12 protein-coding genes are annotated in these 12,319 nt (G+C 72.6%); 6 read left to right on the top strand and 6 right to left on the bottom strand.

Annotated features, from left to right (window positions below):
- Window positions 1–125: 125 nt before the first annotated feature.
- The 4 genes from GA0070215_RS16050 to serA all read left to right on the top strand — a co-directional run bounded on the left by GA0070215_RS16050 (window position 126) and on the right by serA (window position 5,523).
- Window positions 126–2,021 (top strand): acetolactate synthase large subunit, encoded by a 1,896-nt coding sequence (locus GA0070215_RS16050; RefSeq protein WP_018786256.1) that lies wholly within the window; start codon window positions 126–128, stop codon window positions 2,019–2,021.
- Window positions 2,022–2,537 carry an acetolactate synthase small subunit gene (ilvN, locus tag GA0070215_RS16045; RefSeq protein ID WP_018786257.1) on the top strand — a complete coding sequence of 172 codons (516 nt, stop codon included), beginning with the start codon at window positions 2,022–2,024 and terminating at the stop codon, window positions 2,535–2,537.
- 58 nt (window positions 2,538–2,595) lie between these two features.
- Window positions 2,596–3,609, top strand: coding sequence for a ketol-acid reductoisomerase (gene ilvC / locus GA0070215_RS16040; protein WP_091046873.1), 1,014 nt, complete (start codon window positions 2,596–2,598; stop codon window positions 3,607–3,609).
- A 315-nt stretch (window positions 3,610–3,924) separates the two neighbouring features.
- Window positions 3,925–5,523 carry a phosphoglycerate dehydrogenase gene (gene serA, locus GA0070215_RS16035; RefSeq protein ID WP_091046870.1) on the top strand — a complete coding sequence of 533 codons (1,599 nt, stop codon included), beginning with the start codon at window positions 3,925–3,927 and terminating at the stop codon, window positions 5,521–5,523.
- Window positions 5,524–5,585: 62 nt separating this feature from the next.
- On the opposite strand, the gene GA0070215_RS16030 is transcribed toward serA, so the two are convergent.
- The gene (locus tag GA0070215_RS16030) at window positions 5,586–5,936 is read right to left on the bottom strand and encodes a hypothetical protein (protein ID WP_208600353.1); all 351 of its coding nucleotides are present in this window, start codon (window positions 5,934–5,936) and stop codon (window positions 5,586–5,588) included.
- Window positions 5,937–6,246: 310 nt separating this feature from the next.
- Window positions 6,247–7,119 (bottom strand): FAD:protein FMN transferase, encoded by an 873-nt coding sequence (locus GA0070215_RS16025; RefSeq protein ID WP_018786261.1) that lies wholly within the window; start codon window positions 7,117–7,119, stop codon window positions 6,247–6,249.
- A gap of 218 nt (window positions 7,120–7,337) precedes the next feature.
- On the opposite strand from GA0070215_RS16025, the gene GA0070215_RS16020 reads away from it, so the two are divergent.
- Together GA0070215_RS16020 and GA0070215_RS16015 are read left to right on the top strand one after the other, a co-directional pair.
- The gene (locus GA0070215_RS16020) at window positions 7,338–8,369 is read left to right on the top strand and encodes a 3-isopropylmalate dehydrogenase (RefSeq protein WP_091046863.1); all 1,032 of its coding nucleotides are present in this window, start codon (window positions 7,338–7,340) and stop codon (window positions 8,367–8,369) included.
- 188 nt (window positions 8,370–8,557) lie between these two features.
- Window positions 8,558–9,652: a branched-chain amino acid aminotransferase gene (locus GA0070215_RS16015; protein ID WP_091046858.1), complete on the top strand. Its 1,095-nt coding sequence runs from the start codon at window positions 8,558–8,560 to the stop codon at window positions 9,650–9,652.
- Window positions 9,653–9,750: 98 nt separating this feature from the next.
- Here GA0070215_RS16015 and GA0070215_RS16010 read toward each other — a convergent pair whose 3' ends face one another.
- The 4 genes from GA0070215_RS16010 to GA0070215_RS15995 form a co-directional block, all read right to left on the bottom strand.
- Window positions 9,751–10,491 (bottom strand): tyrosine-protein phosphatase, encoded by a 741-nt coding sequence (locus GA0070215_RS16010; protein ID WP_091046854.1) that lies wholly within the window; start codon window positions 10,489–10,491, stop codon window positions 9,751–9,753.
- Window positions 10,492–10,542: 51 nt separating this feature from the next.
- Window positions 10,543–11,007 carry a hypothetical protein gene (locus GA0070215_RS16005; protein WP_018786265.1) on the bottom strand — a complete coding sequence of 155 codons (465 nt, stop codon included), beginning with the start codon at window positions 11,005–11,007 and terminating at the stop codon, window positions 10,543–10,545.
- 194 nt (window positions 11,008–11,201) lie between these two features.
- Window positions 11,202–11,732: an alkylhydroperoxidase, AhpD family gene (gene ahpD / locus GA0070215_RS16000; protein WP_091046851.1), complete on the bottom strand. Its 531-nt coding sequence runs from the start codon at window positions 11,730–11,732 to the stop codon at window positions 11,202–11,204.
- A gap of 1 nt (window position 11,733) precedes the next feature.
- Window positions 11,734–12,294 (bottom strand): peroxiredoxin, encoded by a 561-nt coding sequence (locus tag GA0070215_RS15995; protein WP_091046847.1) that lies wholly within the window; start codon window positions 12,292–12,294, stop codon window positions 11,734–11,736.
- Window positions 12,295–12,319 lie beyond the last annotated feature (25 nt).

The following is a 12,319-nucleotide window of genomic DNA, read 5'->3' as shown; positions in this document are numbered from 1 at the left end:
GAGAGTGCGCTGGCCCCGTGCATCCTGCACGTGGGCTTTTTTGTTGCCGTCGGACCATCGCCGGGACCCTCCGTCCCATCCTGAGAAGCGCGTCACCCACTCAACTTCCGAAGGCTTGAACCGCCATGACGAGACCCACGCCAGAGACCCTCGCCCACTCCGCCCGCCGGGCCCGCTCCGGCACCGGCGCGGCCGGTGACTCCGACCCCGCTGCCCGCCCCGGCCGTACCGTTCCGGGGGCCGCCACGGCCGAGACGCCCGTACGGGAACCCGCCGCCGCGCAGGTCTCGGGCGCCGGTTCGCTCGTGCGGTCGCTCGAGGCGCTCGGCGTCGACGTGGTCTTCGGCATCCCGGGCGGCGCGATCCTGCCCGCCTACGACCCGCTCTACGACTCCTCGGTCCGGCACATCCTGGTCCGCCACGAGCAGGGCGCGGGGCACGCGGCCACCGGTTACGCGCAGGCCACCGGCCGGGTCGGCGTCTGCATCGCCACCTCCGGGCCGGGCGCGACGAACCTGGTGACCCCGATCGCCGACGCGTACATGGACTCGGTCCCGATGGTGGCGATCACCGGCCAGGTGGCGCGGCCGTCGATCGGCACCGACGCCTTCCAGGAGGCCGACATCCAGGGCATCACGCTGCCCATCACCAAGCACAACTTCCTGGTGCAGACCGCCGACGAGATCCCCCGCGTGCTGGCCGAGGCGTTCCATCTGGCCGCGACCGGCCGGCCCGGCCCGGTGCTCGTCGACATCCCGAAGGACGTGCTCCAGGCGCCGGCGACCTTCTCCTGGCCGCCCACGCTCGACCTGCCCGGATACCGGCCGACGCTGCACCCGCACGGCAAGCAGATCCGCGAGGCGGCCCGGCTGATGACCGGCGCCCGCCGTCCGGTCCTCTACGTCGGCGGCGGCGTGCTCAAGGCCGGCGCCACCGAGGGGCTGCGCAAGCTGGCCGAGCAGACCGGCATCCCGGTGGTCACCACGCTGATGGCGCTGGGCGCGTTCCCCGACTCGCACCGCCAGCACCTCGGCATGCCCGGCATGCACGGCACCGTCGCCGCGGTGTACGGCCTTCAGAAGGCCGACCTGATCGTGGCGCTGGGCGCCCGCTTCGACGACCGGGTGACCGGCCGGCTCGACTCGTTCGCGCCGGACGCGACAGTCGTGCACGCCGACATCGACCCGGCCGAGATCGGCAAGAACCGGCACGCCGACATCCCGATCGTGGGGGACGCGCGGCATGTGATCGACGAGCTGATCGCTGCCGTCACCGCCGAGCAGGCCGCCCACCCGGCGGCCGACCTGACCGACTGGTGGGCCCAGCTCGACGACCTGCGCGAGCGGTACCCACTGGGCTTCGAGGAGCCGGCCGACGGCACGCTCTCGCCGCAGTACGTGATCAAGCGGCTGGGTGAGATCGCCGGCCCGGACGCGGTCTACGTGGCGGGTGTCGGCCAGCACCAGATGTGGGCCAGCCAGTTCATCTCGTACGAGAAGCCGCACACCTGGCTCAACTCCGGCGGCCTGGGCACCATGGGCTACGCCGTCCCGGCCGCGATGGGCGCCAAGGTCGGCAAGCCGGACACCACGGTGTGGGCGGTCGACGGCGACGGCTGCTTCCAGATGACCAACCAGGAGCTGGCGACCTGCGCGCTGGAGGGCATCCCGATCAAGGTCGCCGTGATCAACAACGGCAACCTGGGCATGGTGCGGCAGTGGCAGACCCTGTTCTACGGGGAGCGCTACTCCAACACCGAGCTGGGCACGCACAAGCACCGCATCCCGGACTTCGTCAAGCTCGCCGAGGCGCTCGGCTGCGTCGGGCTGCGCTGCGAGAACGCCGCCGACGTGGACAAGACCATCGAGGCGGCCATGGCGATCGACGACGCGCCGGTGGTCATCGACTTCGTGGTCGGCAAGGACGCGATGGTCTGGCCGATGGTCGCCGCCGGCACCAGCAACGACGAGATCATGTTCGCCAGGGGCGTGCGCCCCGCGTTCGACGAGGACGAACTCTAAATGACGATGCACACCTTGTCCGTGCTGGTGGAGAACAAGCCGGGTGTCCTGGCCCGGGTCTCCGGGCTGTTCTCCCGGCGCGGGTTCAACATCGACAGCCTTGCCGTGGGCGAGACGGAGAACCCGGACGTCTCCCGTATCACCATCGTGGTCAACGCCGAGTCCTCACCGCTGGAGCAGGTGACCAAGCAGCTCAACAAGCTGGTCAACGTACTCAAGATCGTGGAGCTGGACCCGCAGGTGTCGGTGGCGCGCGAGCTGCTGCTGGTCAAGGTCCGCGCGGACCGCACGGCCCGCGCCCAGGTGCTGGAGACGGTCGGCCTGTTCCGCGCCCGGGTGGTCGACGTCGCGCCGGACACGCTGACCATCGAGGCCACCGGCACCCCGGACAAGCTCGACGCGCTGCTGCGCGACCTGGAGCCGTTCGGCATCAAGGAGATGGTCCAGTCCGGCACCGTGGCGATCGGGCGGGGTTCCCGGGCCATCACCGCCGGCCCGGCGCTGCGCGCCGCCTGATCCGTACCCACAAGTTTTTCGACGGGCCGACGGGCACCGCCGTACGAAAGGGAAGTCAATGAGCGTTGAGGTGTTCTACGACGACGACGCCGACCTGGGCCTGATCCAGGGCCGCACGGTCGCCGTGATCGGGTACGGCAGCCAGGGCCACGCGCACGCGCTGTCGCTGCGCGACTCCGGCGTCGACGTGGTGATCGGCCTGCCCGCCGGGTCGAAGAGCCGGCCGAAGGCCGAGGAGCAGGGCCTGCGGGTGCTCACGCCCGCCGAGGCGGCGGCCGAGGCCGACGTGATCATGATCCTGGCGCCGGACACCGCCCAGCGTGGCCTCTACGCCGAGGCCATCGCGCCGAACCTGGCCGCGGGCAAGGCGCTGTTCTTCGGTCACGGCTTCAACATCCGGTACGGCCTGATCAAGCCCCCGGCCGACGTGGACGTGGCGATGGTCGCCCCGAAGGGCCCCGGTCACCTGGTCCGCCGCCAGTACGTCGACGGCAAGGGCGTGCCCTGCCTGGTCGCCGTCGAGCAGGACGCCAGCGGCAACGCGTTCGGCCTGGCCCTGGCGTACGCCAAGGCGATCGGCGGCACCCGGGCCGGCGCGATCCGGACCACGTTCACCGAGGAGACCGAGACCGACCTGTTCGGTGAGCAGGCGGTGCTGTGCGGTGGCGCGGCGGCGCTGGTGCAGACCGGTTTCGAGGTGCTCACCGAGGCCGGCTACGCGCCCGAGGTGGCCTACTTCGAGTGCCTGCACGAGCTGAAGCTGATCGTCGACCTGATGTACGAGGGCGGCATCGCCCGGATGCGCTACAGCATCTCCGACACCGCCGAGTACGGCGACCTGTCCCGCGGCCCGCGCGTCATCGACTCCCGGGTCAAGGACGAGATGCGCAAGATCCTCGGCGAGATCCAGTCCGGCGAGTTCGCCCGCGAGTGGGTGGCCGAGGACGAGGCCGGCCGGCCGAACTTCGCCAAGTGGCGGGCCGAGGGCGCGGCGCACCCGATCGAGGAGACCGGGCAGAAGCTGCGGGCCATGATGAGCTGGGTCGACCGGCCGATCACCGAGACCGCCTGAGTTCTTCCCCGTGCGGCCCGCGATCCGACGCTCTCCCCGGCGTCGGGCCGCGGGCCGCCGTCCGTTCACGTGCTGGGACACGGTGAGTAACGCCTCGTCCCGCGCCGACCCCGGTGAACGGGGGATGTCGGGCGTGCGACGGGCCTGTGTGAGGGCCCTCACCCCGCAGTCCGGGACACGCCGGGCGGGCGGCCCCCTACCATCCTTGGTGTGGTGCCCGAGCGCACCCGACGGCCGTGGCACGGATCGGCGCAGGGCGCAGCGCGGCGCCCCGGCGTCCCAGGCCGAACCATTACCGAGCGTCTACGAGGACCGATGAATCCTGTCGTACTGATCGCCGAAGAACTCGCCCCCGCCGCCATCGAGGTGCTCGCGCACGACTTCGACGTGCGCCACGTGGACGGCACCGACCGCCCCGCTCTGCTCTCCGCACTCTCCGAGGCCGACGCGGTGATCGTACGCAGCGCCACCCAGATCGACGCCGAGGCGATCGCCGCCGCGCCGCGGCTGAAGGTGGTCGCCCGGGCCGGCGTCGGTCTGGACAACGTCGAGGTGCCGGCCGCCACCGCCCGGGGCGTCATGGTCGTCAACGCGCCCACCTCGAACATCGTGTCCGCCGCCGAGCAGGCCGTCGCGCTGCTGCTCGCGGTGGCCCGCAACACCGCCAGCGCCAGCGCCGCGCTCAAGGCCGGCGAGTGGAAGCGGTCCAAGTACACCGGCGTGGAGATCCAGGGCAAGACCGTGGGCGTGGTCGGCCTCGGCCGCATCGGCGTGCTCTTCGCGTCCCGTATCGCCGCGTTCGGCACCCGGCTGATCGCGTACGACCCGTACATCCAGCCGGCCCGTGCCGCCCAGCTCGGCGTCCGCCTGGTCGGGCTGGAGGAGCTGCTGCGGGAGAGCGACTTCATCTCGATCCACCTGCCGAAGACGCCGGAGACGGTCGGCCTGATCGGCGAGAAGGAGCTGGCGATCGTCAAGCCGGGCGTGCGGATCGTCAACGCCGCCCGCGGCGGCCTGGTCGACGAGCAGGCGCTCGCCGACGCGATCGCGGAGGGCCGGGTCGCCGGTGCCGGCGTTGACGTGTACGCCAAGGAGCCGTGCACCTCCTCGCCGCTGTTCGCCTTCGACAACGTGGTGGCCACCCCGCACCTGGGCGCCTCCACCAACGAGGCGCAGGACAAGGCCGGTCTCGCGGTGGCCAAGAGCGTCAAGCTGGCGCTCCAGGGCGAGTTCGTCCCGGACGCGGTGAACGTGCAGGCCGGCGGCGTGGTCGCCGAGGACGTCCGTCCGCTGCTGCCGCTGGCCGAGCGGCTGGGCCGGGCGTTCACCGCCCTGGCCGGCGGGGTGGCCGCCAGCGTCACCGTCGAGGTGCGCGGCGAGATCGCCGCCCACGACGTGTCGGTGCTCAAGCTCGCCGCGACCAAGGGACTGTTCAGCTCCGTGGTCGAGGAGCAGGTCACCTACGTCAACGCGCCGCACCTGGCCGCCGAGCGGGGCGTCGAGGTCACGCTCGCCACGCCGGGCGAGACCGTCGACCACCCGAACCTGGTGACGGTGCGCGGGGCGCTGCCGGACGGCCGTACCGTCCGCGTCTCCGGCACCGTGGCGCACACTGGCACCCGCGACGTGTTCAAGCTGACCGAGGTGGACGGTTTCGACGTGGAGATCGGCGCGGAGGGCATCCTGCTCTTCCTGCGCTACGCCGACCGGCCCGGCGTGGTCGGCACCGTCGGCACGCTGCTCGGCGAGGCCGGCGTCAACATCGCCGCCATGCAGGTGGCCCGCCGCGAGGCCGGGGGCGAGACGCTGATGACGCTCACCGTCGACCAGGCGCTCGGCGCCGACCTGCTCACTTCCGCCGCCGACTCGATCGGCGCGGTCGCGGCCAGCGCGGCCGACCTGCGCGACGTGTAGTCCGGACAGGACACATCGGGGCCCGGCCGAATTCGGCCGGGCCCTTCGCGGTCCCTGGTGGGTCAGGAGCGGACGCGGGCCGGTGGCGGGTAGACCGAGCTGCCGTCGAAGAGCATCAGGTCGTGCTCGCCGGCCAGCCGCTCGATGTCCAGCAGGACCTGGTCCGGGCAGGTCGGATGCAGCTTCATCTCGATGTGGTCGGCGGCCGTGTGCAGCGGTGCCACCTCCCACGGCGTACCGGGCCGGGCCGGGCGGTCCGGGTAGGTCGCCGTGATCGCCCGGTAGAAGGCGACGAGTCGCGGGTCGGGGTGCTGCTCGCCGTGCCGGCCGTCGCGGCACTGTCGCACCGCCGCCCGCACCTGCTCCGGTGTCGCCCCGTCCGGCAGGGCCCACACGCTCAGATCGAAACTCACGGCGGACAGCGTGCCATCTCGCGCCCGGCCCGTCACCTCTGCCCCACCGGGCGTTCACCGCTGATTGCCGACATCGTTCACCCGGCGTCCGCTGTGGAGACTCTTGCGTCGAGTTGCGTCGATTCGCTAGCGTACCGATGCGGTTTCCGCTGAGCCGATCCCCGGCCCGTCTTCGGGTGGCGTGGTCGGGCACACGGCCCCTCGGCCCGCACCCCTCGATTGCGCGAGCCACGCGCACTCGTCGCTGACCGGCCCTCACGGTCGTTGCCGAGACCGTGGGGGCCGATCGCGCTCCGCGACAGGCGGCGGCTCAGCGCCGGTGGTGCGCGAACAGGGGGCGGTAGTCCGCGTCGTGGCGGAACCAGGCCAGCCCGGCCGGTCCGGCGGCGTACAGGGCGGTGGCGTAGGCGTCGGCGACGGCGAGGTTCGGGCCGAGCACGGTGGCGGCCACGAGGCGGTCGGTCGGCTCGCCGGTGTGCGGGTCGATGACGTGGCCGCGCCGGCCGGTGACGCCTGACGTGCCGACCGCGCCCGTCGTCATCTCCAGCACCACAGGTGTCCGGCGGGTGTCGGTGGGGTGGTGCACCGCGACGCGCCACGGCCCGCCGTGCGCCGCGTGTCCGCGTACCGTCAGGTCGGCGCCGCTGAGCACGGCGTAGTCGTGGATGCCCGCGGCGCGCAACCGCGCCGCGGCCCGCTCGACCGCCCAGCCGCCGAGCAGGCCGCCCGGGTCGAACCCGCCGGGCACCGCCCAGGCGTCGAACCAGCCGTCGGTGGCCGCCCGCATCGCGGCGCAGAGGTCGATCAGGTCGGCCAGCGGGGGGTACGAGTCGGGGCTGATCTCGTCGCGGCGCAGCCGGGAGACGAGGCTGTCCGGCCGGTTCGGGCCGTAGGTGAGGTCGACGGCGCGTAGCTCGGCGACGGCGTCGCGCAGCGCCTCGCTGACCGCGCGGTGGCCGAACCACTCCGGCGCGTTGAGCAGCACGGTGTAGTCGGCGGTCGAGGTGGCGACCGTGTGCCGGACGCTGATCCGGCCGGACGCCGAGGCGCCGTACCGTTCGACGCGGTGGTTCGTGGCGCCCAGGTGCAGGTCCGGCCGGGCCGGGAGGAACGCGGACTGGTCGACCCATCGGGTCCGTGGCTGTTCGTCAGCCCAGTGGGCCCGCCGGTGCTCGATCCGCATGACACGTGCCCCCTCGGTGGCCGCCGCTGCGTCGCGGCGGTGCCGGATCCCGGGCCCCCGTCGACCCGCGAACTCGACCCTAAGCAAAGGAGATGACCACACCATGAATGTCGGCTGGGAGCCTCCTGTGATCCGATATCCCGGATGATGGAAGATTCGTACCGGGGGGCGGGACGGCGACGTACGGTTGCGCCTAACGACGAGACGAGGAGCCTCAGGTGGCACACATCGCGGTGGTGGCCGGTGACGGCATCGGACCCGAGGTGGTCGCGCAGGCCCGCAAGGTCCTCGACGCGGTGGTGCCCGGGATCGAGGTCACCGAGTACGACCTGGGTGCGGCGCGCTACCACCGCACCGGCGAGGTGCTGCCCGGCTCCGTCCTCGACGAGCTGGCCGGTCACGACGCCATCCTGCTCGGCGCGGTGGGCGACCCGACCGTGCCGCCGGGGGTGCTGGAGCGCGGTCTGCTGCTCAAGCTCCGGTTCGCCTTCGACCAGTACGTCAACCTGCGCCCGTCCCGCCTCTGGCCCGGCGTGGCCGGTCCGCTCGCCGCGGTCAAGCCCGGCGAGGTCGACCTCGTGGTGGTCCGCGAGGGCACCGAGGGGCTGTACGCGGGCGCCGGCGGCGCGCTGCACCGGGACACCCCGGCCGAGGTGGCCACCGAGGAGAGCCTGAACACCCGGCACGGCGTCGAGCGGGTGATCCGCGACGCGTTCGCCCGGGCCGGCCGCCGGGAGCGGCGCAAGGTCACGCTCGTGCACAAGACGAACGTGCTCACCCACGCCGGGTCGCTCTGGGCGCGCGCCTTCGCCGCGGTGGCCGCCGAGCACCCGGACGTGACCACCGAATACCAGCACGTCGACGCCGCGGCGATGTTCCTGGTGACCAACCCGTCCCGGTACGACGTGGTGGTCACCGACAACCTGTTCGGCGACATCCTCACCGACATCGCCGCCGCCGTGACCGGTGGCATCGGGCTGGCGGCCAGCGGCTGCATCAACCCCGAGGGGCGCTACCCGTCGATGTTCGAGCCGGTGCACGGTTCGGCGCCGGACATCGCCGGCCAGGGCGTCGCCGACCCGGTCGCCGCCGTGCTGTCCGCCGCGTTGCTGCTGGACCAGCTCGGCCACGCCGACGCCGCCGCCCGGGTCACCGCCGCGGTCGGCACCGAGCTGGCCGGGCGTACGCCGGGGGCGTCGGTGCGCACCGAGGAGGTCGGCGACCGGCTCGCCGGGTACGCCGTAGCCTGACCGGGCCGACCTCCTGGCGGCCCGGTACCGGGCCGCCAGACCCGTCACCGGGCCTCCCCGACCGTCCGGCGCGTCGCATCCGCCGGGGGCGGAGCTATCCGCTGAACGACCGTTCGGGGTAAGTTTCTGGCACCAGTGACGTCGGCGTGCGGTCCCGCATGCCGTGAACCCGCAGGGAGGTCAGCGCGATGAGCGGTGGTGACAAGCTCGATTTCGAGATCCGTCCGAATCCCGCGCCGGTAACCGCCGCCGACCGGGCCGCCCTGCTGGCGAACCCGGGCTTCGGCCGGGTCTTCACCGACCACATGGTCACCATCCGCTACGCCGAGGGCAAGGGCTGGTACGACGCCCGCCTGGAGGCGCGGGCGCCGATCCCGATGGACCCGGCCGCCGCGGTGCTGCACTACGCGCAGGAGATCTTCGAAGGGCTGAAGGCGTACCGCACCGGTGACGCGGTGACGATGTTCCGCCCGGAGGCGAACGCGGCCCGGTTCAACGCGTCGGCCCGCCGGCTGGCCATGCCGGAGCTGCCGGGGGAGACGTTCGTGGAGTCGCTTCGCCGGCTGGTCGAGATCGACCAGGCGTGGATCCCCGAGCACGAGGACGCCAGCCTCTACCTGCGTCCCTTCATGTTCGCCAGCGAGGTCTTCCTCGGGGTCCGCCCGGCCAACGAATACCTCTACTGCGTGATCGCCTCGCCCGCCGGGGCGTACTTCGCCGGCGGCGTGAAGCCGGTGACGGTGTGGGTCTCGCCGGACTACACCCGGGCCGCGCCCGGCGGCACCGGCGCGGCGAAGTGCGGCGGCAACTACGCCGCCTCGCTGGCGGCCCAGGCCGAGGCGATCGAGGCCGGCTGCGACCAGGTGGTGTTCCTGGACGCGGTGCAGCGGAAGTACGTCGACGAGCTGGGCGGCATGAACGTCTTCTTCGTCTACGACGACGGCAGCATCGTCACCCCGCCGCTGGGCGGCACGATCCTGCCGGGCATCACCCGCGACGCGATCCTCACCCTCGCGGCCGAGGCCGGGCACGAGGTGCGGGAGGCGCCGGTCAGCTTCGACGACTGGCGGGCCGACGCGGCGAGCGGGCGGCTGCGCGAGGTGTTCGCCTGCGGCACCGCAGCGGTGATCACCCCGATCGGCGGCGTGCGCTTCCCCGACGGCGAGTTCTCCATCGGTGGCGGCGAGCCGGGGCAGGCCACGATGGCGTTGCGGCAGAAGCTCGTCGACATCCAGCGCGGTCGCGCCGAAGACCCCCATGGCTGGGTGACCCGGGTCCGCTGACGCCCTCCCGCGGTGATCAAGGAGTTCGCGTCCGGTTCCGAAGCGGACGAGGACACAAACTCCTTAATCACCGCCAGGGCGGGGCGGGGCGGTGCTGATCAGTCCAGGAGGTGGGTGCGGAGGGACTCCAGCTGCGCCTCGGTGACGCCGGCGTGGGTCAGGTAGCCCTCGATCGAGCCGTAGCCGGTGCGCAGCTCGGCGAGGAACAGCTCCATCGCCTCGGCCGGCGACTCCAGGAACGGCGGCGGCGGTTCCTCCGCGTCCGGCAGCGTGGCGCGTACCCAGGCGGCGAAGCGCTGCGACGCGGCGGTGCTGAGCGCGTAGTCGGCGACCACGTCCTCGTCGGGCACCCCGAGCACCGTCAGCGTGAGCGCGCAGACGATGCCGGTGCGGTCCTTGCCGGCGACGCAGTGCACCACCACCGGGGCGTTGGCGCTGTCCGCGATCAGCCCGACCGCCTCGGCGAGCCCTGCGGTGCCGGTACGCGCCAGGTCGGCGTAGCGGTCGGCCAGGTAACGGGCCAGGCTGACGCTCGAGGAGTCGAACCGGTTCGCGCCCCAGTCGGCGTGCTCGGGGTGGATGTGCCGGTAGGCCAGGCCGTCGTAGTCGGGCACCCGCCCGTCGCGTTCCACCTCGGACGGTCGGCGCAGGTCGATGACGGTACGGATGCCGAGCGCGGTGAACGCCGCCCGGTCGGTGTCGGCGATGCGGTGCAGCGAGTCGGAGCGGTAGAGCCGGCCGCGGCGGACGGTGCGCCCGTCGCGGGCGGTGTACCCGCCGACGTCGCGGAAGTTGAACAGGGCGGGGAAGGGGCTCTCCGGGGCGTCCACAGCTGACACGGTAACGGCCGGCGGGGCGTTCGCGCGTCCCCGCCGGCCGTCGCCGAGGTGTCAGCTGCGCGGCGGTACGTCCGGCGGCAGCGCCGAGTGCTTCTCGCCGTAGTAGCCGCCGAGCCGGTCCCGGTAACCCGGGTCGGCGTGGCTGGACTCGTCGTACTCCGGGGCGGCCTTGATCTGGTCCTTCTCCCGGTCGACGTGCACGGTGCGGGCGTCGTGGTCGACGTGGTTCACGGTCCCGGCCGGGAGCATCACCTTCTTGCCGAAGATCCACGGCCCGGTGTCCACGACCAGGTAGCTGTCGTCCACCTCGTGGCTCGCCCGGTCGATCTTGCCGATGGCGCCGTCGGTGGCCTCTACCTTGTAGCCGGTCAGGTCGGCGCTCGCGACGCCGGCCTCGTCCCGGTAGCGCCACGGGTCGAAGGCGCCTCCGGGGGCGCCGCCGGCGACCGTGCCCCGGCCGTCGTCGAGGATCGGTTCGGTGCCGCCGTGCGTGGCGCGCGGGTCCAGTCCGTCCATGTGCGGCCTCCCGTCCTCCAGGGCCGCGGCCGTCGCGGCGCCGTCGTCAGTCGGGAGGATTACCCACCATGTCCGGGCGTCAACCCGGCGAGGGGCGACCCGCCGACGCCGGAGGGCCGGCGCCACGGTGGTGACGCCGGCCCCTCGGGTCGTCGGCCCGCGCGGTGCCGGTCGGGCGCGCGCGGGCCGGTGGATCAGGCCAGTGCGGCCTCCGCGTCCAGGGTCACCGCGGCGGCGTGGACGACGGCGGCGATCCGCAGCCCCTCGTGCACCTGCTCACGGCTGAACCCGGCGGCGCGCAGCGTCTTCTCGTGGGACTCCAGGCAGACGCCGCAGCCGGTGATCGCCGAGACGGCGAGGCACCACAGCTCGAAGTCGGTCTTCTCCACGCCGGGGCGGGCGATGATCTGCATCCGCAGCCGGGCCGGCAGCGACGCGTACTGCTCGTCGCCGATCAGATGCTTGGCCCGGTAGTAGACGTTGTTCATCGCCATGACCGCAGCCGCGCCCTTCGCTGCCTCGACCGCCTCGGGCGTGAGGTGACCGGCCGCCTCGGCGGCGATCTCCCGCAGCACCACCGGGTTGCGGGCCGCCACCGCGCAGGCCAGGGCGGTGCCCCATGCCTGGTCCGGCTTCAGCGTCGAGGTGGTGATGGTGGAGCCGAGGTTGAGCCGGATGTCCTTGGCGTAGTCGGGCAGGCCCGCCTTGATCGCGTCCAGGCCCACGTCAGGCCCCGGCGCCGGCGAGGAGCGCGTTGGCGTCGAGCGTCGCCCCGCCGGAGTTCCAGTTGCACGGGCACAGCTCGTCGGTCTGGAGCGCGTCGAGCACCCGCAGCACCTCGGAGACGTTGCGGCCGACCGAACCGGCGGTCACCATGACGAACTGGATCTCGTTGTTGGGGTCCACGATGAAGGTGGCCCGCTGTGCGACGCCGTCCTCGCCCAGAACGCCGCAGGCGGCGGTCAGCTCACGCTTGATGTCGCTGAGCATCGGGAAGGGCAGCTCGCGCAGGTCCGGGTGGTCCTTGCGCCAGGCGTAGTGGACGAACTCGTTGTCGACGGAGACGCCGAGCACCTGGGCGTCGCGGTCGGCGAACTCGCCGTTGAGGCGGCCGAACTCGGCGATCTCGGTCGGGCAGACGAAGGTGAAGTCCTTCGGCCAGAAGAACACGACGCGCCACTGGCCCTCGTGGGACTTGTGGTTGATCGTCTCGAACGCCCTGTCGGCGTCGAGCGACACGCAGGCGGTGAGTTCGTACTCGGGGAAGTGGTCACCGACAGTGAGCACGGGTCCTCCTTGAGCGTGACCCGGC

This window comes from Micromonospora marina (assembly GCF_900091565.1).
Taxonomy (GTDB): Bacteria; Actinomycetota; Actinomycetes; order Mycobacteriales; family Micromonosporaceae; genus Micromonospora; species Micromonospora marina.
The sequence above is the reverse complement of the archived record's forward strand: the minus strand, read 5'-3'. Positions and strand labels throughout refer to the sequence as shown.